We start from the raw sequence: 23,521 nt of genomic DNA, 5'->3' as shown, positions 1-23,521 counted from the left end.
CTGTCATTGCTTTTTTAGCATCTTCAGCTTTATTAGCTGCTGCATCTTTAGCATCTGTCATTGCTTTTTTAGCATCTTCAGCTTTATTAGCTGCTGCATCTTTAGCATCTGTCATTGCTTTTTTAGCATCTTCAGCTTTATTAGCTGCTGCATCTTTAGCATCTGTCATCGCTTTTTTAGCATCTTCAGCTTTATTAGCTGCTGCATCTTTTATTTCTGATGCTTTATTAACCACTGCATCTTTAGCATCTGTCATCGCTTTTTTGGCATCTTCAGCTTTATTAGCTGCTACATCTTTCATTTCTGATGCTTTATTAACCACTGTATCTTTAGCATCGATTATAGCTTTTTTAGCATCTCCAGCTTTATCAGCTGCTGCATCTTTCATTTCTGATGCTTTGTCAGCAACTGCATTTTTAGCATCTACTACTGCTTCTTTTGCGTCTGTCATTTTATCTGCCACTGCATCTTTAGCATCTGTAGCAACTGCTTTTGCTTCTTCAACAGTTGCTGCTGCTGCATCTTTTACATCTGCCGCAGTCTCTTTAGCTTGATCACAAGCTGCTAAAGTAAGTGATGTACCTAACACTAACAAAGTTAATAGTGATTTTTTCATAAAGCTTCCTTAAATCTTTCTTTAAATAATCGGGGTAATTCCCACTTGGTAAATAATATGATGATAAAGTTCAATAAAATCATACTACAATAGAGCAAGTAATAAATATGATTAACTTGCGACTCTAGCATCAGAATAAACATGGCTTACCGCACTACTATGTCCACCAGATCCTTTACCGTGGAAATAATACTTAGAATTTTGCCATTGTACAATAGGGAAGGGTTCACTATTTTCATCTACTGACTTAGCTTGACTCATTTTTACAGAAATATGTTTTACTCGAGAAAATGTGCCTAATACTCCATCAAATTTATACTCACTTCGATAAGTACTAACCTTACTACTCTCCATTTCTTCATTATTTTCTGTATATAAATCTGAATACTTACCATATTTTTCTTTTACTAAATCACGATCAGAATGTTGCGTTATTACATAACCAAAAGGTTGAGTAGAAGTAATGATTTCTTCTTGATCCGATTCAACTTTAGTAGCTTGTTTCTGTTCTTGATCTACTATAGATTTACTTGAATGTTTTTCTTTTACTAGATCTCTTTCCGTTTCTTGAACAACAACAGAACCAAATGGCATAACCAAAGAAGATTCATCCTTTGTCGTTACAAAAGATTCATCATCTTTTTGTTGTTGTAAAATCTCATCAACAGATAAGAAACTTGCTTTTTCCTCAGACTTTGTTGGCTTTTCGTCAAATTGAATCCAAATCTTACCGCTTGCAAGCTCAGGAGATGCAACTGCTGAAGTTAGAGGCATCGGTGATTTTACAATATCTTTACGCTCTCTACGACGTTGGTTACCTGCACGAAGATGACGTGGTAAGCGACGACGAGAGTTTTCACGATTTTCGTTTTTCTCTTCGCTAATATTATCTACATTATCTGGAGTTACATCATTTTCAGCTAAAACAACTTCTTCTTTTATTGTTGACACATTTTGTTTCTCTAATGAAGATGGTTTTAATGCTTCTATTTGATTCTCAACAGTAGATGGAACTACTTTTTGCTCAATCGTTTGTTCTCCTGAAGATTCAACACGTACTTTCTTGCGAAGTTCTCGACGCTGACGACGCTCTGCAATCTTAGCCGCTTCTCGTTGTTTTTTCTCTACTGGTGCTTTAGAAACTTGTACGACTTCGTCAACAGCCTCTTTACGTTTCTTTTGTTCAGTTTGTTGAACAACTTTTGTTTCTTGTGTTGTTGGAGTTGCTTTGCGTTCTTGTTTTTCTGAACGATTTGGTCTCTCTCTACGTTGATGTTGTCGACGATCACGTTGAGATTTTGATTTAGAGCGAGTTTTCTTAACCGGTGCTTTCTCTTCTTCCTTCTCAAATAGTCCTTTGAGTTTTTTCCATAAAATACTAAATAATGAAGGTTTAGCTGGTGTTACAGGCATTGGCGCTGGCTGTAAGTTTAATTCTGTACTTTGTAACACAGACTCAACAGTAATTACAGGCTCATTACGTGTAACCAAAGTTTCATTCGCATGCCCACAAGTTAGTGTATGTTCTTCTTCTTGTGCTTGATAACGTTTAGCTAAGTTATAGCTTAAAATTGGTTGAACCTCATTGTCACGTAAACGATACACATTAAAATGTGGAGTATGCATGCCTTCTGTTGGTACAACAACTACTTGAACGTTATGACGTCTTTCAATATCACTAATTGCTTTACGTTTTTCATTCAATAGATATGAAGCGATCTCAACTGGAACAACCGTATGAACTTGAGCACTATTTTCTTTAATCGCCTCTTCTTCAAGAAGACGTAAAATAGAGAGTGCAATCGAATCATTATCACGGATTTTCCCTGTACCTTGACAACGAGGGCAAACATGTGATGATGCTTCACTTAATGAAGGACTTAAGCGTTGGCGAGACATTTCAAGCAATCCAAAACGTGAAATACGCCCAAATTGAATACGCGCTCTATCTTGACGAGTTGCTTCTCTCATTCGATTTTCAACTTCACGTTGATGACGAACAGGGGTCATATCAATAAAGTCAATGACGATTAATCCACCTAAATCACGTAAACGTAATTGGCGAGCAATTTCATCAGCTGCTTCTAAATTAGTATTAAGTGCTGTTTCTTCAATATCTCCACCACGAGTAGATTTTGATGAGTTAATATCAATTGCAGTAAGTGCTTCTGTAACATCAATAACAATTGAACCACCTGATGGTAGACGAACCTCACGTTGAAATGCAGATTCAATTTGAGATTCAATTTGGTAATGACTAAACAATGGCACTTCACCGTCATACAAACGTACTCGATTAATAAAGTCAGGACGAACTAAGCGAATATGATTGCGTGCTTTATCAAAAATCTTTTTATTATCAATAAGAATTTCACCAATATCACGGCGGAGATAGTCACGAATAGCACGGACAATTACATCGCTTTCTTGATGAATTAGGAATGGTGCAGGGCGAGATTCTGCCGCTTTTTTAATAGCTTCCCAATGGTGTAGTAAAACGGTTAAATCCCACTGTAATTCTTCTGGAGATTTACCAACCCCAGCAGTACGAACAATCAAACCAACATTGTCAGGTACAGTTAATGCATCTAAAGCTTCTTTTAACTCTAAACGCTCATCGCCTTCAATTCTTCTTGAAATACCGCCAGCTCGTGGATTATTTGGCATTAAAACTAAATAACTACCAGCCAAAGAAATAAAAGTCGTTAATGCAGCACCTTTATTTCCTCGTTCTTCTTTACCCACTTGAACAATAACTTCTTGTCCTTCTTGGATAATATCTTTAATACTTGGACGTCCTTGGAAAACATATCCCTCAGGGAAATATTCTCGAGAAATTTCTTTTAAAGGTAAGAATCCGTGACGTTCTGCACCGTAGTCAACAAATGCAGCTTCTAAGCTTGGTTCGACACGTGTAATTTTTCCTTTGTAAATATTTGCCTTTTTCTGTTCATGTCCAGGGCTTTCAATATCTAAGTCGAATAGGCGCTGCCCATCAACAAGTGCAACTCGTAATTCTTCTTTCTGAGTTGCATTAATTAACATTCTTTTCATTGTGTTTTCTCATTATTTTTTGTGTTAGTTTTTTGCAATCCTCTTCTCTATTCTATTTTTTGCTTCAATTCGCATGACGTCAATCTCACGACTGTCCATTTATCTTTATGAAAAAGAAAGAGTTTTGCCTTGCATTGAATTACGTCTTATGTCCGAAAATTAACAGCGTAACGAAAATTCGTGCTTGTTCTTGTTTACTCCAAGCGGTCATTTCTTATCTATTTTTTGCAAAATTTTAGTATTGCTATTTTCGATAAAAAATCGGGATATTATGGCATTTAAAAGGGAAAATAGAAAGGTAAAACTCACTTATCTAGTGGATAAAAATCACTAACTAAACTTATTTAAGTACTGCATCATTTGTTAAAAATACATTGTCTTTCTTCATTATGTATTTAGAGAATTGGACTCTTCATATTCAATAATTCTATCACATTAATTATATAAATTATTTTATGCATATCATTGTGATAGCTAAAAATAGTAACAATATTTAATTTGCCTAGTTACCTTTCCATGAAACAAAACCTAGACTATTCAGCTAACTTAGTATTTAAAACTATCGCTACTACAATTTTTCAACATTCAGCAAGAGGTAATTAAGATATCTGAAAATTTTGAATTTTTAAACAATTCGAAAACTAATATTTATAGTTATTACAATAAATAAATCATCCTCTATCTGCTCTACTTTTCATTAGAATGGTGATTTATATGAAAAAGTCGTTTGGATCGTTGAGTAACCTATATTAGAATATGCTCTTTTCTATATATTGGGGCTTCCCAATTTAACTTAACCACAGAGAATGTAAAATGAATTCAAACCGTAGTTTATTGCTTATGGGCTTACTCCTTGTTTCATTTTTGATTTTTACGCAATGGAAGCAGGATTTTGATCCTGAAATTCAAGCGCAAAAACAAATGCAAGCACAAGAGCAAGTACAGCAAACATCCACACAGGGAACAGATCTTCCTACTTCATCGAATAATGCAATATCAGGCATTAACCAACAAACCACATCTAGCGGTAAGACAATCACCGTTGAAAGTGATGTGTTACGTTTGACTATTGATACCTTAGGTGGGGATGTTGTTGAGTCTGACTTACTTAAATTTAATGCTGAACTTAACTCAAATACACCTTTTGAATTATTAGAAAATAACGGACAAATCCAATATATTGCACAAAGTGGCTTAGTTGGTAAAAATGGAATTGATACCCCAACAGGTCGTGCTGAATATACAGTATCTAGAGATAGTTTCAAATTAGCTGATGGGCAAGATGAGCTTTCTGTTCCATTGGTTTTCGAAAAAGATGGCGTAACTTATACCAAAACATTTACATTAAAACGTGGTAGTTACGATATTGCGGTAGATTATACTATCAATAATACAACTGCGGAAACATTAGAAGTTCAGCCATACGGTCAAATCAAGCACACATTAACCGAAAATTCTGGTAATTTTGCAATGCCAACTTATACTGGTGGTGCTTATTCATCTGCTGAAGTTAATTATAAAAAATATAGCTTTGATGAGATGCAAAAAAGCAATTTATCCATTGATACAAAAGCGGGTTGGATTGCTATTTTACAACACTATTTCGTTTCTGCATGGATTCCTGATCAAGATCAAGATAATAGTCTTTACACTCGTACAGCTAACGGAGCTGGTACTATAGGTTATCGTGGCCCTTTAACTCAAATTGCACCAAATAGTGAAATCACTATTACAAGTAGCCTATGGACCGGCCCTAAAGATCAGGTTGCAATGGGGCAAGCGGCAAATAATTTTGATTTAACCGTCGATTATGGATGGGCCTGGTTTATTGCTAAACCATTATTCTGGTTACTTACTCATATTCAAAAATTAGTTGTAAACTGGGGATTAGCAATTATTTGTGTAACAATTATTGTTAAGTCTATTTTATATCCATTAACAAAAGCACAATATACATCAATGGCTAAAATGCGTATGTTGCAACCTCGTATCCAAGAAATGCGTGAGCGTTTTGGGGATGATCGCCAACGTATGAGCCAAGAAATGATGAAGTTGTATAAAGAAGAGAAAGTAAATCCAATGGGTGGATGTTTACCAATTGTTCTACAAATGCCAATCTTCATCGCATTATATTGGACATTTATGGAAGCCGTTGAGTTACGTCATGCACCATTCTTTGGTTGGATTCAAGATTTATCAGCTCAAGACCCATACTACATTTTGCCGGTGTTAATGGGAGCATCAATGTTTTTACTACAAAAAATGTCACCAACACCAGTTGCGGATCCAACACAACAAAAAGTGATGACATTTATGCCAGTCGTTTTCACTATATTCTTCCTTTGGTTCCCATCAGGATTAGTACTTTACTGGTTAACTTCTAACTTAATCACAATTACGCAACAATGGTTGATTTATCGTGGTTTAGAGAAGAAAGGCTTACATTCACGAGTGAAAAAATAAACGTTATTCGATAGCAAAAGCCTGCGTTATTCACGCAGGCTTTTTTATATATTATTTTGATGGTTAAATTATGAAAGATACCCTTCTATGCCCTTGTCAATCAGGTAAGTTATATTCAGATTGCTGTGAACCATTTCATTTAAGGAAACTACACCCAACTACAGCAGAACAATTAATGCGTTCTCGCTATACGGCTTATACGCAATTAAATATTGATTATATCGTGGCAACAACAGTACCAAATCAGCAGTTATCTCTTGATAGGAAAATGATGATGAAATGGAGCAAAACAACTCAATGGAAAGGATTGGAAATTGTTCAACATAATCCTAAATTTAGTAAAAATCATGCTACCGTTGAATTTAAGGCGTTATTTAAAACTGACAATGGGCAAGATATACATCATGAATTATCACTTTTTGTAAAGATTAATGATTGTTGGTTCTTTGTAGATCCAAACGTCACCATTCCCAAAAAACAACTTTGTTTTTGTGGTTCTGGAAAGAAATTTAAGCAGTGCTGTGGTATATTAATTTAGTAAAAAAAGCATCTTAACAAGATGCTTTTAAACTCAATTATTTTTTTAATAAATCACGAATTTCAGTCAGTAATTTTTCTTCTGCTGATGGTTCAGGATCTTTTACAGGTTCTGGTTTAGGGGCTTTTTTCAGATTATTAATCATTTTAACCATAACAAAGATAGCCATAGCCACGATTAAGAAATCAAGCACATTTTGTAAGAACGCACCATATTTGAGCATAACTGCTTCAGTTTCACCTTGTGCTTCCTGCAGAACAATTGCCAAATCTTTAAAATCCATTCCACCGACTAATAAGCCAATAGGAGGCATAATGATATCATTAACTAATGATGATACAATTTTACCGAATGCACCACCAATAATGACACCAACAGCTAAATCAATAACATTCCCTTTTACAGCAAACTCGCGGAATTCTTTTAATATACTCATTTTATTACCTTAATTAATTACATTAAAAAAACCTACCGGCTAGGGTAGGAAGATAAATTATAAGTGAATTAAAAAAAATGAATAATATTTTTAACTTAATTTACGAATCTCTATCGCAAATTCAGAAACTTGTTGCCAGTTGGTGTATTCGTATTCCTTGCTTGTATCGATATCGCCACCAGTCATTTTCATAATAAAACGGATCATAATACGATCAAACCAACGATAGCGAGGATAATATAATGCTCCAGCAATCACTTCTACGAGATCAGGTTGCCATTTAATTTTAGCTAATAGCTTGCGAGTGTATACATTCGTTTCTGGGGTATTACGATTTGCTTTGCGAGCGGTTAGATTCACACTAAAAAATGCAGATTTTTTACTATTCAAAAGAGCATGATGTTGGTGGATAAATTTTTCCAAAAGAGGATTAAAATGCCCATAACGAATAGAGGCGCCAATCACAATGGTATCAAAAGATTGTAGTTTTTCTGTGGGTATATCGATGTGTTCTTTCAATGAAAGTACCTCCGAAGTATCTTCTGAGAAGTTCATAGCAAGATGTTCGGCGATCTTTTTGGTTTGTCCATCTCTTGTTAAGTAGAGAATTAATATTTTCATAATTTTGATTCCATAAATTATTTATCCTCATCTTACCAGATTTTGCAAAATATTGAGGAAATCTAACCGCTTTTTTGATATTGTATTACCAATCTTCCTTTCAAATTTTTCGATTATGAACGAATTACAAAATACTCAAGAATCTCAACAAGAAACAACTCACTTTGGTTTTAAAACAGTAGCCAAAGAGGAAAAACAACAATTAGTTGCTAATGTTTTCCATAGTGTTGCAGATAAATATGATTTGATGAATGATTTACTCTCTTTCGGTATTCATCGTGTGTGGAAGCGTTTTACCATCGATTGCAGCGGTGTGCGTAAAGGGCAAAAAGTATTAGATTTAGCGGGTGGCACAGGCGATTTTACTGCAAAATTTTCTCGTATTGTAGGTGAAACAGGTGAAGTCGTATTAGCGGACATCAATAGTTCAATGCTCGAAGTTGGGCGTGATAAATTACGTAATCTTGGTATTGTGGGCAATGTAGATTATGTCCAAGCTAATGCTGAAGCATTACCTTTTGCTGATAATACGTTTGATTGTATCGTGATTAGCTTTGGTCTGCGTAATGTAACCGATAAAGATAAAGCACTTCGCTCAATGTATCGAGTCTTAAAGCCAGGTGGCCGTTTATTAGTGCTTGAATTTTCTAAGCCAATTATTGATCCGCTTAGCCAAGTTTATAATTTTTATTCGTTTAATATTCTTCCTAAAATCGGTGAAGTTGTTGTTAAAGATGGAGATAGTTACCGTTATTTAGCTGAGTCTATTCGTATGCATCCTAAACAAGATGAATTAAAATCAATGATGGAAGAGGCCGGTTTTGAAAGCGTTTCCTACTATAACTTAAGTGCAGGCATTGTTGCTTTACACCGCGGTTATAAATTTTAATGAAAGTTTTTAGGGGGAATTTCTGATGAATAAAGTATCAGGTTTATTTGCACAATTGATGCTCCCACAGATTGCAATGGGCGGATTGGAAACAACATTTAATGCGTTAATTGCACGTTCTCCACATACAATTTCTATTTTACGTAAGTTAGTTGGTAAGAATTTACATATTCATCTTAATCATCCTACTATACAATTTGTGATGATTTTCAGTGAAAAGCGAGTTGATTTTTTATCTAATTATGAAGGTGAAAACGATTGTACTGTCACATTAGAAGCGACAGCTTTACCCAAATTAGCAGACAAAGCTCAATTGACTAATTTATTGAATAATAAGAGTTTAGTGTTAGAGGGCGATATTCAAGTCTTACAACATTTTTCTAGCTTACTGGATGAATTAGAAAAAGATCCCGCAGAACTATTATCCCCATTCGTTGGCGATGTCGTTGCACAGGCTTCAACAGATTTTGTAAAACAAATTATCTCTAAAGTGAACAAACAATTTACTACGTTAAATCAAGATATCGTTGATAATTTAATGGTAGAGCGTCCAGTACTTGTTCATCGACTACAAGCTGTGTATTTTTATGATCAAGTTGAGGAATTAGAAAAACAAGCGGTTAGTTTAGAACAGAAATTTGCAAAATTAGGTATTTAATGAGAAGTAAAAGTAGAGTGATGATAATTAATATCTAAAAGTTAAACTATGACCTTAATAATATTATTTACTTTTACTAAGATCTAACTTGTATTAGTTGGATGTTATTAGTACACTCCATTTGAATTTTATCCATTTTAGGAGATTTACAATGAAAAAATTAGGTTTAACACTACTTGCAGGTTTGATTTCAACATCTGCATTTGCTGCACCAGTTGGTAGCACTTTTACTGGTTTTGGGGTTGGTTTAGATTTAACCACAACAAAATATAAAATGGATGATGAAAATACTAAAAGAGCTACTGGTATCGGTATTGTTGGAGATTATGGTTTCGATTTTGGTAATAACCTTGTTGGTTTAGTTGAAGGGAAGATCAAATTCAATAACTCTAATATAGTTAATGATCATGACGGTATTGACGATGACGTAAATACTGATGAAAAATGGCGAGCAAGTTTAAGCTATTTACAGGGGTACCGCGTATTGCCTGATTTACTTCCTTATGTAAAAGTAAGTTATCTCGTAACAAAAATTGAAGGCGACTTAAGAGAAGATAATTATTTCGAACATTCAGAACATACAGGAAGTGGTGTAGGAATTGGCTTAGGCGTTAAATATGCAGTTTCATCTAATTTTGAGGTTGGTGCTGAATATCTAAGAAGTCGTTCAAAATTCTATGATGAACACGTCAATGCTAATACATTTGGTGCAAATGCAACTTACCGTTTCTGATTAAATGTAGTTAATCTATACTCGAATTTAAGGCATAATAGATCATTCTATTATGCCTTCTTTTTTGAGATCTTTATGTTGACTAAAAATACTATATTGGGGCTAATTATCGTAGGTTTAATTACTACTATTTCTTTTGTTGCCTCAAACAGTTCACTTGCGATAAATTTACATTTAAGTGCTTTAACGATCGCGATTTTATTTGGGATGCTACTAGGAAATACAGTTTATCCTAAAATCGAATCCCAAACTATTCAAGGAATTAACCTTTCTAAAACTTTTCTGTTACGAGCAGGTATTGTGTTATACGGTTTTCGTATTACATTACAAGATATTAGCTCTGTCGGTATCAATGCTATTCTTACTGATGCGATTATGCTAACAGCAACCTTCTTCATTACTTGTTGGGTGGGGATTCGTTGGTTAAAAATAGACAAACAAATTGTACAGCTTACTGCTGCTGGATGTAGTATCTGTGGTGCAGCTGCAATTATGGCCACTTCCCCAGTATTAAAATCAGAATCTCATAAGGTTTCTGTGGCTATCGCTCTTATTGTGATATTTGGTACCATTAGTATGTTCTTATATCCAATAATGTACCCTTTCCTTAATCATTACCTTTCTGATCATCAATTTGGTATTTATATTGGCTCTTCTGTACATGAAGTTGCTCAAGTTTATGCAGCGGGAAGTAATATTAATTCTACTGTGGCAGATACATCGGTGATTACCAAGATGATTCGTGTAATGATGCTTGCACCTTTCCTTATTCTATTATCTTATTCATTACAAAAAACACAGAATCAAGAGAGCCATCAAACACAAAAAATTAATATTCCATGGTTTGCTGTATGGTTTATTGTGGTAGCTATTTTTAATTCGTTCTCATTATTACCACAAATGATTGTCGAATTTTTAGTGAATGTTGATACCATATTCTTAATGATGGCAATGGCAGGACTTGGTCTAACAACTCGTTTTAATGCAATAAAACAAGCTGGATTTAAACCATTTTTACTAGGTGGGATTATTTGTATTTGGCTCGTTGTAGGCGGTTTTTTTATTAACCTTAGCTTAGAAAATATTATAAGTTAATTGCAAAACTTATATATAAAGTTACCGCTTGTTATAAATTCAACAATAAATCGTTCTCAATATTATGCTTATCTCTCGACATATTATTGATAGAACGTTACAATTTCGGTCTATATTTTTTATCTGTATATTATATACCGAACTCTTTTAACTTATTTGAGGTTTAAGAATGTCTTTTTCTATTGAAACAACTCAAGGCTTAGAACGCCGCGCAACAATTACTGTATCTGCTGATAAAGTTGAAGGTACATACCGTGAACAATTAAAAGGTTATGCAAAAAATGCACGTATCGACGGTTTCCGTAAAGGTAAAGTGCCTCACAGCATTATTGAACAACGTTTTGGATTATCAGCTCGTCAAGATGCACTTTCAGAAGAAATGCAACGTGGTTTCTTTGATGTTGTTATTAGTGAAAAGTTAAACCTTGCTGGTCGCCCTACATTTACTCCAGAAAATTATCAACCAGGTCAAGATTTTAAATTTACTGCAGTATTTGAAGTATTCCCAGAAGTAGAATTAAAAGGGCTAGAAAATATTGAAGTAGAAAAACCAGTTGTTGAAATTACAGAAGCTGATTTAGATAAAATGGTCGATGTATTACGTAAACAACAAGCGACATGGTCTGAGTCACAAGAAGCTGCAAAAGCTGATGATCGTGTAACTATTGATTTTGTTGGTACAGTAGATGGTGAAGAGTTTGAAGGCGGTAAAGCGTCTGATTTCATCTTGTTAATGGGCCAAGGTCGTATGATCCCGGGTTTTGAAGATGGAATCACTGGTCACAAAGCAGGTGAACAATTTGATATTGATGTTACTTTCCCAGAAGATTACCAATCAGAAACTTTAAAAGGTAAAGCTGCAAAATTTGCGATTACCTTGAAGAAAGTTGAAAACATGGTATTACCTGAATTAACAGAAGATTTTGTTAAGAAATTTGGTGCAGGTAAAGATATTGCAACATTGCGTGCTGAAATTAAGAAAAATATGCAACGTGAATTAAAAAATGCAGTAACTGCACGCATTAAAAATCAAGTAATCAATGGATTAATTGCTGAAAATGATATTGAAGTTCCAACATCTGCAGTGACTGAAGAAGTTGAAGTGCTACGTCAACAAGCGATTCAACGTTTTGGTGGTAAACCTGAAATGGCAGCACAATTACCAGCAGAATTATTTGAAGGTGAAGCAAAACGTCGTGTTCAAGTAGGTTTATTACTTTCAGCAGTGATTTCATCTAATGAACTTAAAGTTGATGAAGATAGAGTAAAAGAAACTATTACTGAATTAGCTTCAGCATATGAACAACCGGAAGAAGTTGTTGCATACTACACTAAAAATCCTAAATTAACAGATAATATTCGTAACGTAGTATTAGAAGAACAAGCTGTTGATGCGGTATTAGCAAAAGCTAAAGTAACAGAAAAACCTTCATCTTTTGATGAAATTATGGCTACTCAACAAGCTTAATTTAGAGTAAAGAATAGGGTAAGTTTTGCTTACCCTGTGTTTTAACGTAAGGTATTTTTCTACCTATTTTGTTTCTGCTTTACTAGGATTATATTATGGAAGAGCTAGCGTTTATTCAACAAGTACAACAATTTGCTACAAATCATGTTGTGATGGTTGTTGCTTGGGTTGCTTTATTCATTGCAGTAATTTTTAATTTTTATAAAAGTGCAACGAATAAAATTAAAGTTGTTAATAATGTGCAGATTACTCAACTTATCAATAAAGAAGATGCTGTTGTCGTAGATGTTCGTTCTGAAGATGAATTCAAGACGGGTCATATTATTGAAAGTGTACATTTGTTTCCAAGCGATATTAAACAAAATAAAACCCACACTATCGATAAATATAAAGATGCTCCCCTTGTGGTTGTCGATGGAAATGGTATGACAGCTCAATCTATCGCAAATGTATTGGCTAAACAAGGTTTTAATAAAGTTTATGCCTTAAAAGAAGGCATTGCAGGCTGGCGTTCTGCAAATTTGCCATTAGTTAGAAAGCACAAATAATTAAGGATTTATTATGGCTGACGAAGAAAATAAAGTTGAAGTACCAGCGGAAGAGCAAGTTCCCTTTGAAATACAAATTCAACGTATTTATGTTAAAGATGTTTCATTTGAAGCACCAAACTTACCAACTATTTTTACTCAAGAATGGAAACCAAAATTAGGTTTTGAGTTGGATACTCAAACAATACAAGTAAATGATGATACCTATGAAGTCATTTTGCATATTAATGTTGAAACAACAATGGAAGACAGTAAAGATGTCGCATTTATTTGTGAAATAAAGCAAGCTGGCGTGTTTACTATTAAAGGATTAGATAACATGCAATTAGCTCACTGTTTAGCATCAAAATGCCCAGAGATATTATTCCCTTATGCTAGAGAGTTAATTTCAAGTTTAGTTAATCATGGCACTTTCCCTGCATTAAATCTTTCTCCAGTAAATTTTGATGCATTATTCTTTGATTATTTAGAACGTCAACAAAAGGCAGAAGCAGACAAAGAACAATCTTCATCATCTCTTGCAAACTAATATAGTGTAGTGTGAAATAGGTATGCAATTGCATACCTATTTTTTTCAATAGATAAGGAATAATAATGAAGAGTATTTATACCGCACCAATTTCTATTTTAGGTGCAGGTTCTTATGGAACCTCTTTAGCAATTGCGCTTTCTCGTAATGGATATAAAACTTATCTATGGGGGCATAATCCCCAGAAAATGACTATCTTAAAAGAGCAAAGAAAGAATCAAGAATTTCTTCCTGATATTAAATTTCCTGAATCCTTAGAAATTAAACACAAACTAAATGAAACAATAGATTGTGCAAGAGATCTGTTAATTGCCGTACCAAGCCATGTTTTTACCGAAGTACTACATAATATTAAACCTTATCTAACTTCAGAACATCGTATTATATGGGCAACAAAAGGGCTTGAACGAGATACTGGACGTTTACTTCAAGAAGTAGTATTGCAAATCTTAGGTGATAACTACCCACTTGCAGTACTTTCAGGCCCCACTTTTGCACAAGAATTAGCGAAAGGAATGCCAACGGCAATTTCGCTTGCTTCGGATAATCCCCAATTTGCAGATGAAATGCAACAAAGAATCCACTGTGATAAAGCTTTTCGTGTGTACTTAAATTCGGACATGATTGGTGTACAGCTAGGTGGAGCTATCAAAAATGTCATTGCTATAGGAGCAGGTATTTCTGATGGTATGGGTTTTGGTGCTAATGCTAGAACTGCATTGATTACTCGAGGATTAGCTGAAATTAGTCGTTTAGGTGTAACGATGGGAGCAAATCCAACAACATTTATGGGAATGGCAGGGCTTGGAGATCTTGTTTTAACTTGTACTGATAATCAATCCCGTAATCGTCGATTTGGTTTAATGTTAGGACAAGGAAAAACAGCAGAACAAGCAATGACAGAAATAGGACAAGTAGTTGAAGGATTTTATAATACTAAAGAAGCTTATTTATTAGCCCAACAGCAAGATGTAGAAATGCCTATTGTCGAACAGATCTATCAGATGTTGTTTTGTGGTAAGCAAGCAAGCGATGTTGTTAAAGACTTGTTGGGACGTGAACGAAAAGGAGAATAGCATGAGTGAACAAACCCCTTTAAATATTTGGGAACTGATCCGTAAAGAAGCTGAATTATTAGTAGAACATGAACCCATGCTTGCAAGTTTTTTTCATGCAACAATATTAAAACATCATAATTTAGGTGAAGCTTTGAGTTATATCCTAGCTAATAAATTAGCAAATCCTATTATGCCTGCGATTGCTTTGAAAGAAATTATTGAAGAAGCGTATAATACTGATGAGCAAATTATCCAAAGTGCCGCTTGTGACATTGAAGCTGTTCGAACTCGAGATCCTGCAGTAGATAAATGGAGTACACCACTACTCTATTTAAAAGGCTTTCACGCATTACAAAGTTATCGAGTCACTCATTATTTATGGAATCGTGGTAGACGGGATCTTGCAATTTATTTACAGAATGAAATTTCAGTTGCCTTTGATGTTGATATCCATCCTGCAGCTAAAATTGGTTGTGCCATTATGCTCGACCATGCAACAGGGATTGTTGTGGGAGAAACCTCAGTTATCGAGAATGATGTATCAATTCTTCAAGGTGTAACATTAGGTGGTACAGGGAAAGAAAATGGCGATCGTCATCCAAAAATTAGAGAAGGTGTTATGATCGGTTCTGGAGCAAAAATTTTAGGTAATATTGAAATAGGTCGTTATTCAAAAATTGGTGCAAATTCAGTTGTTTTGCATCCTGTTCCTGAATACGCAACAGCAGCAGGTATACCAGCTAAAATTATTGGTAAATCAGAAAATCAAAAACCTGCTTTTGAAATGAATCAATATTTTGATCATATAAATATATAGCAAATAAAGATTCCCTAATGTTAGCTAATTAGTCTAACTTTAGGGAATAGTTAAAATATTAGCCGATGTAACTGCTTATAAAAATATCTATTTTTATATAGAAGCAAGTTCAGCCCGCATTTGATCAATTACTATTTTATAATCAGGTTGCCCAAAAATAGCGGAACCTGCAACAAACATATCTGCCCCAGCCTTAGCAATTTCTGCAATATTGTTTACTTTAACTCCACCATCTACTTCTAAGCGAATGTTATACCCGCTTTCATCAATACGACGACGAGCCTCTTGTAATTTAGTTAATGTTGAAGGTAAAAATGATTGGCCACCAAAACCAGGGTTAACAGACATAAGTAAAACCACATCAATTTTATCCATCACATAATCAAGGTAACTTAATGGTGTAGCTGGATTAAACACCAATCCACACTTACATCCATGCTCTCGTATTAGTTGTAATGAGCGATCAATATGCTCAGTTGCTTCTGGATGAAAAGTGATGACGCTAGCGCCAGCTTTAGCGAAATCAGGAATAATTCGATCAACCGGTTTTACCATAAGATGTACATCAATGGGAGCTGTAATGCCATAATTCCGCAATGCCTGGCAGACCTCGGGACCAAAAGTGAGGTTAGGTACATAATGATTATCCATTACATCAAAATGAATAACATCAGCTCCATCTGAAATCACTTGCTGTACATCATCACCAAGTCTTGCAAGATCTGCAGAAAGAATAGAAGGTGCAATTAAAAAAGGTTGTTGAGCCATAATATTTTTCTCATCGTTAGGTATCTAATTACGTAAGATTACCACATTTTACTCATAACAATATCGATTAAAATAAGTCATTTTTTCTATTAGAGAGTTTTTTTGCTCAAAAACGAAACAAAGACCATAAAAAAAATATAGAAATTAAATTAATTATCAGGCAGAATATAATCCGCTTTTAATTTATGGTTATTGGAACGGAATTATTTAATCGGAGGACTTATGAAAAAGGGAATTCACCCTGAAAATTATCGTGAAATTTTATTCTATGACAGCAGTGTGCAACAGGGTTGGGTTATTCGTTCTTGTGCAAATACTACAAAAACTATGGTGTGGGAAGATGGTAAAGAATACCCCTTATTTCCATTAGATACCTCATCAGCTTCACATCCTGTATATACTGGTAAACGTCGTGAAACAAATAACGAAGGTCGTGCAAGTAAATTTAATGAACGCTTTAAGGGTATGTCTATTAAAGCTAAAAAATAATAGTAAGTAGAGGAAAAAATGAAAATTTTAAATTCGTTAAAAACAGCTAAAGCTCGTCATCCTGATTGCAAAATTGTACGTCGTAAAGGGAAATTATACGTAATCTGCAAATCAAATCCTCGTTTTAAAGCACGCCAACGTTAATTTCTAGATAAAATTTCAAAAAAATCAAGCGGTTAAAATTTACTATAGCCGCTTTTTTTTGATTTCTATCAAATACTGCCTAATTAAATTGACTTAGTACTATATATATTCCTTTATTGAATTGTTACAATAGTACATTAAATAACCTACTGTTTTACTAAACTATTTTGATAAATAAGCCAGAATACTCATTACCACGCCGAAATTTTTTACGTGGGCAATTTTTAAATTCATTAAAAACTGAAGATGTAAAAAAACAGGGGTATGCAGTTATTAGACCACCTTGGGCAAATCCTGATAAATTTTTAGATAAATGTACCGCTTGTGGTAATTGTATTACACATTGTGAAGCTCAAATTTTAGTGAGAGATCAAGATGGGTACCCTTATGTTGATTTTTCACAAGGGAAACAGGAGTGTTTATTTTGTAAAGCTTGTGTAACAAGCTGTAAAGTGAATTTATTTCGTTCAACTGATGAAATAGCATGGCAGCATAAGGTTGAAATTCAAACAAATTGTTTGGCAAACAAGCTGATTGAATGTCGTAGCTGTGAGGATAGTTGTGAGCAACGTGCTATCCGTTTTAAACGAGAAATCGGAAAAGTTGCAAAACCGTTATTAAATTTGGAGCTATGTAATGGCTGTGGGGCTTGTTTATCAAGTTGTCCAACTCAAGCGATTACCATTTTATATCTATGAGAAATGTATCAGATAAACTCAATCATTCAAAAATAGCAGGGAATTGGTATTTGTGTAGCTTGGTTGTACAAGCTAAACCAGCAAAATTGGACAGTGTGAAAAAAACATTGTTGTCGATGCCAAATACTGAAATTCATGGAGAGAAACCAGAAGAAGGAAAATTGATTGTCGTCATTGAATCAGACTTTCAACCTCTATTGGTAGAACAAATGGAAAGTATTAAAGATATTGATGGTGTTATTGTCGTTTCTTTAATTTATAGCCACCAAGACGAAGAACAGTAATTATTTTTATTTTTTTATTTACCTATTATTAGTGGGGAACATTATGAAACTAAGCCGCCGAGAGTTTATGAAGGCGAATGCGGTCGCTGCGGCTGCCGCTGCTGCAGGTATGAGCATTCCTATCAAAAATGCTTATGCTAATGAGAATACAATTAAATGGGATAAAGCACCGTGTCGATTTTGTGGAACAGGATGTAGTGTTCTTGTGGGTACACAAAATGGACGAGTTGTTGCCTCACAAGGTGATCCTGATGCAGAAGTTAATCGTGGATTAAACTGTATTAAAGGGTATTTCTTACCTAAAATAATGTATGGTAAAGACCGTTTGACTTCGCCAATGTTACGTATGAAAGATGGTAAATATGATAAGAATGGTGATTTTACACCAATTTCTTGGGATCAAGCTTTCACTATTATGGCTGAAAAGTTTAAGAAAGCGATTAAGGAACAAGGTCCAAATGGTGTTGGAATGTTCACTTCTGGACAATCAACTATCTTTGAAGGTATTGCTAAATCTAAATTATTTAAAGCAGGGTTACGTTCAAATAATATCGATCCAAATGCTCGCCATTGTATGGCATCAGCTGCAGTAGCATTATTGCGTACTTTCGGTATTGACGAGCCAATGGGTTGTTATAACGATATTGAAAATGCTGATACTTTTGTACTTTGGGGTTCAAATATGGCAGAAATGCATCCAATTTTATGGTCACGTATTTCTGATCGTCGTTTATCTAAACAAGATTCAAAAGTTGCAGTACTATCAACTTATGAACATCGCTCATTTGAATTAGCAGATTTAGGTATTTTGTTTAAGCCACAATCTGATCTTGCTATCTTAAATTACATCGCTAATTATCTTATTCAAAATAATGCAATCAACCATGATTTCATCCAGAAACATACAAACTTTAAACGTGGTGAAACAGATATTGGTTATGGTTTACGTGATAATCATCCACTAGAACAAGCGGCTCAGAACGCAAAATCTGCAGGTAAAATGTATGATAGTGATTTTGAAGAGTTTAAGAAATTAGTTGCACCTTATACATTAGAAAAAACACATGAAATCTCAGGTGTACCAGTTGATCAGCTTGAAGCATTAGCAAAAATGTATGCAGATCCAAAACTCAAAATCGTATCATTCTGGACAATGGGATTCAACCAACATACTCGTGGAGTGTGGGCGAATCATCTTATCTACAATATTCACTTACTAACTGGCAAAATTTCTCAACCGGGTTGTGGACCATTCTCTTTAACAGGACAACCTTCTGCTTGTGGTACTGCCCGTGAAGTAGGAACTTTTGCTCACCGTTTACCTGCTGACTTAGTGGTAACTAATCCAAAACATGTGGAAACGGCAGAAAAATTGTGGAAATTACCACATGGTGTGATTCAAACTAAAGTAGGACTTCATGCCGTAGCTCAAGACAGGGCATTAAAAGATGGAACCCTCAATGCTTATTGGATTATGTGTAATAACAATATGCAAGCAGGCCCAAATATTAACCAAGAACGTTTGCCAGGTTGGAGAGATGAACGTAACTTTATTGTTGTTTCTGATCCATATCCAACGGTTTCAGCTTTAACTGCTGATTTAATTCTACCAACTGCTATGTGGGTAGAAAAAGAAGGAGCTTACGGTAATGCAGAGCGTCGTACTCAGTTCTGGTATCAACAAGTTAAAGCACCTGGCGAAGCAAAATCAGATTTGTGGCAACTAGTTGAATTTTCTAAATATTTTACAACAGATGAAATGTGGCCAGCAGAAGTGTTAGCAGCGAATCCTGAATATAAAGGTAAAACTTTATACGATGTGTTATATCGCAATGGTCAAGTAGATCAATTCCAAGTACCAACAGATAAAACAGGCTATATTAATGATGAAGCTGAACATTTTGGTTTCTATATCCAAAAAGGTTTATTTGAAGAATATGCTTCATTTGGTCGTGGACACGGACATGATTTAGCTGATTTCGAATCCTATCATAAAGCCAGAGGTTTACGTTGGCCAGTTGTTGATAACAAAGAAACGTTATGGCGTTATCGTGAAGGATATGATCCTTACGTTAAAGCAGGTGAAGAAGTGGCTTTTTACGGTAAACCAGACAAAAAAGCAATTATTCTCGCAGTACCTTATGAAGCGCCAGCTGAATCACCTGATAAAGAATATGATTTATGGTTATCAACAGGTCGTGTGCTAGAACATTGGCATACAGGTTCAATGACTCGTCGTGTTCCAGAGCTGCATCGTTCATTCCCAAATAATTTGGTATGGATGCATCCAACTGATGCTAAAAAACGTGGTTTACGTCATGGTGATAAAGTCAAGGTATCAAGCCGTCGTGGAGAAATGATCTCTCACATTGATACTCGTGGGCGTAATAAAGTCCCAGAAGGTTTAATCTTTACGACTTTCTTTGATGCTGGACAGTTAACCAATAAATTAACGTTAGATGCGACCGATCCAATTTCTAAAGAAACAGATTTCAAGAAATGTGCAGTTAAGGTTGAGAAGGCTTAGTTCAGTTTCATGTAGCAAATTCTTTTGCTACATAACTAACAAGCGGTCAGATTCCCGAATAATTTTGTAATGTAAAAAGGAAAACGATTGAAGCTCGATCCAAACCGTCGCCAATTTTTGAAAAATGCAACAAGGACAGCGGGAGGAGTTTGTGGTATAGGGATTATTTTAGCCTTACAACAGCATCAAACGCTTGCACGACAAGGTGTTGCATTACGTCCACCTGGAGCATTAGTAGATGATAAAGAATTTACCTCTGCTTGTGTTCGGTGTGGGCAGTGTGTACAAGCTTGCCCTTACGATATGTTGTATTTGGCATCGTTACTTTCTCCAATGGAAGCAGGGACACCCTATTTTATTGCACGAGATAAACCTTGTGAAATGTGCCCCGATATCCCTTGTGTAAAAGCGTGCCCAAGTGGTGCTTTAGATCCTAATTTAACTAATATTGATAATGCAAGAATGGGACTTGCTGTTCTGCTTGATCACGAAACCTGTTTGAATTGGCAAGGACTAAGATGTGATGTTTGTTATCGTGTTTGCCCATTGATCGATAAGGCGATTACCCTTGAGTTGCAACATAATGAACTTTCTGGAAAACACGCTAAGTTTATTCCAACTGTTCATTCAGATGCTTGTACCGGTTGTGGCAAATGTGAAGAAGCCTGTGTACTGGAAGAAGCTGCAATTAAAGTGTTACCAGTGGACTTGGCAAAAGGTATGTTAGGTAAGCATTATCGTTTTGGTTGGCAAGAAAAAGAGAAAGAAGGGCATTCGTTACTCGATGAGTCAAACCCTGATGGTATTTTGACTTTGCCAACACGTTTACCTGAGGGGTTGCGATAATGGCTAACTCTCCTAAATATGCAGGTCTCGAAGCAAGAGAAAAATTAGGTTGGTGGCGAGCTTACCGATTCCTAATTTTGCGTAGATTTTGCCAATTAAGCATTATCTTAATGTTTCTATCTGGACCAATGTGGAATATTTGGATCTTAAAAGGAAATTACAGTTCAAGTTTATTGTTTGATCTTATTCCATTAAGTGATCCATTGATTACCGCAGAAAGCCTAGCAACAGGGTACTTACCTGAATGGAAAACATTATTGGGTGCGGGAATTATTGGGCTAACTTATGCGTTATTAGCGAGTAAAGCTTTTTGTGGTTGGGTTTGCCCAGTCAATATGATTACCGATTGTGCAGCCTGGCTTCGTCGTAAATTAGGCATCCGTCAGTCTGCAAAATTACCGCGTAATTTACGTTATGGTGTATTGTTGATGGTTCTCGTAGGAAGTGCAATATCTGGTACCTTATTGTGGGAATGGATCAATCCAGTTGCAGCTGTTGGACGTATTTTTGTTTTTGGAATGGGTGCAACCTTATGGTTAGTCCTTGCTATTTTCTTGTTTGACTTATTGATTGTTGAGCACGGATGGTGTGGACATTTATGCCCAATTGGTGCGACCTATGCAGTTATTGGATCCAAAAGTATTGTAAAAGTAGGTGTGGTTGATCGTAAGTTGTGTGATCGTTGTATGGATTGTTTCCATGTTTGTCCTGAGCCTCAAGTATTACGTTTACCTTTAAATGGAAAACCAGAAGATAGCCAGTTAGTGTTATCAAAAGATTGTATTAATTGCGGACGTTGTATTGATGTCTGTGCAGAAAATGTTTTTAGTTTTACAACAAGATTTAAGAAAGAAATTCCTGTTGTAAACAAATCATAATTTTTAAGTTAAAAATTGAGTGGAGTGAAAAATGAAAAAATATATCGCCCTATTATTGGTTGCGGTTTCAAGCGTCGTCTTTGCTAGTACGGAAGTACCTTCAAATCTTAAAGATAGTGTAGAAGCGGTAGCACCAGCTTTCCACAATATGCCGAAAGATAATGAAAGAATCGGTTTAAATTATGTAAACCAGCCTCCTATGGTTCCACATAGTGTTAGAGGGTATCAAGTCACCAAAAATACCAATCAATGTCTAAATTGTCACGGTGTTGAAAATTATCGTGTTACTGGTGCACCTCGTATTAGCCCAACACACTTTACCGATCGTGATGGCAATGTTTCAGCTGATATCGCTCCACGTCGTTATTTCTGCTTACAATGCCACGTTCCACAAGCAGATGTTGCTCCAATCATTGAAAATGAATTTGAACCAACGAAGTCATTCGGAGGTAAATAATGTTAGGGTTAATTAAAGGTTTTTGGACATGGTTTAAAAAACCAAGTCGCATAGGCATTGGTTTTCTTATCTTAATTTCAGCGATTGGAGGAATTCTATTCTGGAGTGGATTTAATGTAGCTTTAGAACAAACAAATACTGAAGAATTCTGTTCAAGCTGTCATATGAATGATGTAGTACCTGAATATCGAGCCTCTGTACATTTTTCTAATCGTAGTGGTGTGAAAGCGATTTGTTCAGATTGTCATGTTCCACATGAATTTTTACCAAAGTGGAAACGTAAATTGCAAGCCTCAACAGAAGTACTTGCTCACTTTACAGGGAAAGTCGACACCAAAGCAAAATTTGAAGAACATCGTTTAGAAATGGCTAAACGCGAATGGGAAAGAATGCAAGCTAACAATTCTCAAGAGTGCCGTAACTGTCATAATTTTGCCGATATGGACTTCACCCAACAAAAAGGTGTTGCAGCTAAAATGCACGCTATGGCTGAACAAGAAAACAAAACTTGTATAGATTGCCATAAAGGTATCGCTCACAATCTTCCTCATATGGAAGGGATTCCTTCAGGTTTCCAGCCTAAAAAACAAGAAGAATAGCTGAAACTATTAGTTAAATAAGCGGTTAGATCATGCAATTATTTTACATAATCTAGCCGTTTTCTATCTACAATAATGTGTCCATCGGCTTCATTTAATTAATAATCTATTTTCTAAGTTTAACTAAATACAACTCTTATAAATTATTTTATTAATCCCTAAAATCCGATTTATTTTCACATATTAGAACTTATTTAACGACTATTAATAAGAAATTCTACAATTCTGTAGTTATTCTGAAAGGCAATCATAGAAAAAAATAGTAAGTTATTATATAAAATTAGTAACCTACTATTTTTCATCCAAAT

The 23,521-nt window shown here is 35.2% G+C and carries 25 protein-coding genes; 20 read left to right on the top strand and 5 right to left on the bottom strand.

Annotated elements, in window-relative coordinates; genetic code table 11:
• A partial coding sequence (locus Q1J40_RS08880; protein ID WP_301099817.1) for a hypothetical protein occupies positions 1–616 on the bottom strand: 616 nt, incomplete at its 3' end.
• Between the two features lie 111 nt (positions 617–727).
• Complete coding sequence (gene rne / locus Q1J40_RS08875) at positions 728–3,670, bottom strand: ribonuclease E (RefSeq protein ID WP_301099816.1); 2,943 nt, start codon at positions 3,668–3,670, stop codon at positions 728–730.
• Between the two features lie 813 nt (positions 3,671–4,483).
• Between rne and yidC the strand changes: the two genes are divergently transcribed.
• Positions 4,484–6,133: a membrane protein insertase YidC gene (yidC, locus tag Q1J40_RS08870; protein ID WP_301099814.1), complete on the top strand. Its 1,650-nt coding sequence runs from the start codon at positions 4,484–4,486 to the stop codon at positions 6,131–6,133.
• A 70-nt stretch (positions 6,134–6,203) separates the two neighbouring features.
• Positions 6,204–6,671, top strand: coding sequence for a YchJ family protein (locus Q1J40_RS08865; RefSeq protein ID WP_301099811.1), 468 nt, complete (start codon positions 6,204–6,206; stop codon positions 6,669–6,671).
• Positions 6,672–6,708: 37 nt separating this feature from the next.
• Here the strand turns inward: Q1J40_RS08865 and mscL are convergent, their stop codons facing one another.
• Both mscL and hemG read right to left on the bottom strand, forming a co-directional pair.
• Positions 6,709–7,107, bottom strand: coding sequence for a large-conductance mechanosensitive channel protein MscL (gene mscL / locus Q1J40_RS08860; protein WP_301099809.1), 399 nt, complete (start codon positions 7,105–7,107; stop codon positions 6,709–6,711).
• A 90-nt stretch (positions 7,108–7,197) separates the two neighbouring features.
• Positions 7,198–7,728 carry a menaquinone-dependent protoporphyrinogen IX dehydrogenase gene (hemG, locus tag Q1J40_RS08855; RefSeq protein WP_301099808.1) on the bottom strand — a complete coding sequence of 177 codons (531 nt, stop codon included), beginning with the start codon at positions 7,726–7,728 and terminating at the stop codon, positions 7,198–7,200.
• 115 nt (positions 7,729–7,843) lie between these two features.
• Here hemG and ubiE point away from each other — a divergent pair, with 115 nt between their 5' ends.
• The 9 genes from ubiE (at position 7,844) to cysE (ending at position 15,523) form a co-directional block, all read left to right on the top strand.
• Positions 7,844–8,617, top strand: a complete 774-nt coding sequence (gene ubiE, locus Q1J40_RS08850) for a bifunctional demethylmenaquinone methyltransferase/2-methoxy-6-polyprenyl-1,4-benzoquinol methylase UbiE (protein ID WP_301099807.1) — start codon at positions 7,844–7,846, stop codon at positions 8,615–8,617.
• A 25-nt stretch (positions 8,618–8,642) separates the two neighbouring features.
• Positions 8,643–9,275: a ubiquinone biosynthesis accessory factor UbiJ gene (locus Q1J40_RS08845; protein ID WP_301099806.1), complete on the top strand. Its 633-nt coding sequence runs from the start codon at positions 8,643–8,645 to the stop codon at positions 9,273–9,275.
• Between the two features lie 151 nt (positions 9,276–9,426).
• Positions 9,427–10,008 (top strand): porin family protein, encoded by a 582-nt coding sequence (locus Q1J40_RS08840; protein WP_301099805.1) that lies wholly within the window; start codon positions 9,427–9,429, stop codon positions 10,006–10,008.
• Positions 10,009–10,083: 75 nt separating this feature from the next.
• A complete protein-coding gene (locus Q1J40_RS08835; protein WP_301099804.1) occupies positions 10,084–11,103 on the top strand; it encodes a YeiH family protein in 1,020 nt (339 codons plus the stop codon).
• A gap of 169 nt (positions 11,104–11,272) precedes the next feature.
• Entirely contained in the window at positions 11,273–12,571 is a 1,299-nt protein-coding gene (gene tig / locus Q1J40_RS08830; RefSeq protein ID WP_301099803.1) for a trigger factor, read from the top strand.
• A gap of 95 nt (positions 12,572–12,666) precedes the next feature.
• Positions 12,667–13,119, top strand: a complete 453-nt coding sequence (locus tag Q1J40_RS08825; protein ID WP_301099802.1) for a rhodanese-like domain-containing protein — start codon at positions 12,667–12,669, stop codon at positions 13,117–13,119.
• A gap of 13 nt (positions 13,120–13,132) precedes the next feature.
• The gene (gene secB / locus Q1J40_RS08820) at positions 13,133–13,648 is read left to right on the top strand and encodes a protein-export chaperone SecB (RefSeq protein ID WP_301099801.1); all 516 of its coding nucleotides are present in this window, start codon (positions 13,133–13,135) and stop codon (positions 13,646–13,648) included.
• 65 nt (positions 13,649–13,713) lie between these two features.
• A complete protein-coding gene (gene gpsA / locus Q1J40_RS08815; protein WP_301099800.1) occupies positions 13,714–14,724 on the top strand; it encodes an NAD(P)H-dependent glycerol-3-phosphate dehydrogenase in 1,011 nt (336 codons plus the stop codon).
• 1 nt (position 14,725) lies between these two features.
• Positions 14,726–15,523: a serine O-acetyltransferase gene (gene cysE, locus Q1J40_RS08810; protein ID WP_301099799.1), complete on the top strand. Its 798-nt coding sequence runs from the start codon at positions 14,726–14,728 to the stop codon at positions 15,521–15,523.
• Positions 15,524–15,616: 93 nt separating this feature from the next.
• Here cysE and rpe read toward each other — a convergent pair whose 3' ends face one another.
• Positions 15,617–16,291, bottom strand: a complete 675-nt coding sequence (rpe, locus tag Q1J40_RS08805) for a ribulose-phosphate 3-epimerase (protein WP_301099797.1) — start codon at positions 16,289–16,291, stop codon at positions 15,617–15,619.
• 222 nt (positions 16,292–16,513) lie between these two features.
• Between rpe and Q1J40_RS08800 the strand changes: the two genes are divergently transcribed.
• The 9 genes from Q1J40_RS08800 to Q1J40_RS08760 all read left to right on the top strand — a co-directional run bounded on the left by Q1J40_RS08800 (position 16,514) and on the right by Q1J40_RS08760 (position 23,213).
• Entirely contained in the window at positions 16,514–16,780 is a 267-nt protein-coding gene (locus tag Q1J40_RS08800; RefSeq protein WP_301099795.1) for a type B 50S ribosomal protein L31, read from the top strand.
• An 18-nt stretch (positions 16,781–16,798) separates the two neighbouring features.
• Positions 16,799–16,924, top strand: coding sequence for a type B 50S ribosomal protein L36 (ykgO, locus tag Q1J40_RS08795; protein WP_301099793.1), 126 nt, complete (start codon positions 16,799–16,801; stop codon positions 16,922–16,924).
• Positions 16,925–17,091: 167 nt separating this feature from the next.
• Positions 17,092–17,622, top strand: coding sequence for a ferredoxin-type protein NapF (gene napF, locus Q1J40_RS08790; protein ID WP_301099790.1), 531 nt, complete (start codon positions 17,092–17,094; stop codon positions 17,620–17,622).
• Positions 17,619–17,906: a chaperone NapD gene (locus tag Q1J40_RS08785; RefSeq protein ID WP_301099788.1), complete on the top strand. Its 288-nt coding sequence runs from the start codon at positions 17,619–17,621 to the stop codon at positions 17,904–17,906. The genes napF and Q1J40_RS08785 overlap by 4 nt, the downstream gene beginning before the upstream one ends.
• A gap of 43 nt (positions 17,907–17,949) precedes the next feature.
• Positions 17,950–20,433: a nitrate reductase catalytic subunit NapA gene (gene napA / locus Q1J40_RS08780; RefSeq protein WP_301099787.1), complete on the top strand. Its 2,484-nt coding sequence runs from the start codon at positions 17,950–17,952 to the stop codon at positions 20,431–20,433.
• 87 nt (positions 20,434–20,520) lie between these two features.
• Complete coding sequence (gene napG, locus Q1J40_RS08775) at positions 20,521–21,279, top strand: ferredoxin-type protein NapG (RefSeq protein WP_301099786.1); 759 nt, start codon at positions 20,521–20,523, stop codon at positions 21,277–21,279.
• Positions 21,279–22,157 (top strand): quinol dehydrogenase ferredoxin subunit NapH, encoded by an 879-nt coding sequence (gene napH / locus Q1J40_RS08770; RefSeq protein ID WP_301099784.1) that lies wholly within the window; start codon positions 21,279–21,281, stop codon positions 22,155–22,157. Before napG ends, napH begins: the two co-directional genes overlap by 1 nt.
• A gap of 31 nt (positions 22,158–22,188) precedes the next feature.
• The gene (locus Q1J40_RS08765) at positions 22,189–22,614 is read left to right on the top strand and encodes a nitrate reductase cytochrome c-type subunit (protein ID WP_301099782.1); all 426 of its coding nucleotides are present in this window, start codon (positions 22,189–22,191) and stop codon (positions 22,612–22,614) included.
• A complete protein-coding gene (locus tag Q1J40_RS08760; RefSeq protein WP_301099781.1) occupies positions 22,614–23,213 on the top strand; it encodes a NapC/NirT family cytochrome c in 600 nt (199 codons plus the stop codon). Before Q1J40_RS08765 ends, Q1J40_RS08760 begins: the two co-directional genes overlap by 1 nt.
• Positions 23,214–23,521: the final 308 nt, after the last annotated feature.

It is taken from the genome of Otariodibacter sp. (genome assembly GCF_029256985.1).
Taxonomy (GTDB): Bacteria; Pseudomonadota; Gammaproteobacteria; order Enterobacterales; family Pasteurellaceae; genus Otariodibacter.
Note: the sequence above shows the minus strand (reverse complement) of the source record. Positions and strands in the feature narration are given on the sequence as shown.

Excerpts from the sequence above, each read along its gene's own strand:
- rne (WP_301099816.1), bottom strand. The coding sequence starts at position 3,670 with ATGAAAAGAATGTTAATTAATGCAACTCAGAAAGAAGAATTACGAGTT.
- yidC (WP_301099814.1), top strand. The coding sequence starts at position 4,484 with ATGAATTCAAACCGTAGTTTATTGCTTATGGGCTTACTCCTTGTTTCA.
- Q1J40_RS08865 (WP_301099811.1), top strand. The coding sequence starts at position 6,204 with ATGAAAGATACCCTTCTATGCCCTTGTCAATCAGGTAAGTTATATTCA.
- mscL (WP_301099809.1), bottom strand. The coding sequence starts at position 7,107 with ATGAGTATATTAAAAGAATTCCGCGAGTTTGCTGTAAAAGGGAATGTT.
- hemG (WP_301099808.1), bottom strand. The coding sequence starts at position 7,728 with ATGAAAATATTAATTCTCTACTTAACAAGAGATGGACAAACCAAAAAG.
- ubiE (WP_301099807.1), top strand. The coding sequence starts at position 7,844 with ATGAACGAATTACAAAATACTCAAGAATCTCAACAAGAAACAACTCAC.
- Q1J40_RS08845 (WP_301099806.1), top strand. The coding sequence starts at position 8,643 with ATGAATAAAGTATCAGGTTTATTTGCACAATTGATGCTCCCACAGATT.
- Q1J40_RS08840 (WP_301099805.1), top strand. The coding sequence starts at position 9,427 with ATGAAAAAATTAGGTTTAACACTACTTGCAGGTTTGATTTCAACATCT.
- Q1J40_RS08835 (WP_301099804.1), top strand. The coding sequence starts at position 10,084 with ATGTTGACTAAAAATACTATATTGGGGCTAATTATCGTAGGTTTAATT.
- tig (WP_301099803.1), top strand. The coding sequence starts at position 11,273 with ATGTCTTTTTCTATTGAAACAACTCAAGGCTTAGAACGCCGCGCAACA.
- Q1J40_RS08825 (WP_301099802.1), top strand. The coding sequence starts at position 12,667 with ATGGAAGAGCTAGCGTTTATTCAACAAGTACAACAATTTGCTACAAAT.
- secB (WP_301099801.1), top strand. The coding sequence starts at position 13,133 with ATGGCTGACGAAGAAAATAAAGTTGAAGTACCAGCGGAAGAGCAAGTT.
- gpsA (WP_301099800.1), top strand. The coding sequence starts at position 13,714 with ATGAAGAGTATTTATACCGCACCAATTTCTATTTTAGGTGCAGGTTCT.
- cysE (WP_301099799.1), top strand. The coding sequence starts at position 14,726 with ATGAGTGAACAAACCCCTTTAAATATTTGGGAACTGATCCGTAAAGAA.
- rpe (WP_301099797.1), bottom strand. The coding sequence starts at position 16,291 with ATGGCTCAACAACCTTTTTTAATTGCACCTTCTATTCTTTCTGCAGAT.
- Q1J40_RS08800 (WP_301099795.1), top strand. The coding sequence starts at position 16,514 with ATGAAAAAGGGAATTCACCCTGAAAATTATCGTGAAATTTTATTCTAT.
- ykgO (WP_301099793.1), top strand. The coding sequence starts at position 16,799 with ATGAAAATTTTAAATTCGTTAAAAACAGCTAAAGCTCGTCATCCTGAT.
- Q1J40_RS08785 (WP_301099788.1), top strand. The coding sequence starts at position 17,619 with ATGAGAAATGTATCAGATAAACTCAATCATTCAAAAATAGCAGGGAAT.
- napA (WP_301099787.1), top strand. The coding sequence starts at position 17,950 with ATGAAACTAAGCCGCCGAGAGTTTATGAAGGCGAATGCGGTCGCTGCG.
- napH (WP_301099784.1), top strand. The coding sequence starts at position 21,279 with ATGGCTAACTCTCCTAAATATGCAGGTCTCGAAGCAAGAGAAAAATTA.
- Q1J40_RS08765 (WP_301099782.1), top strand. The coding sequence starts at position 22,189 with ATGAAAAAATATATCGCCCTATTATTGGTTGCGGTTTCAAGCGTCGTC.
- Q1J40_RS08760 (WP_301099781.1), top strand. The coding sequence starts at position 22,614 with ATGTTAGGGTTAATTAAAGGTTTTTGGACATGGTTTAAAAAACCAAGT.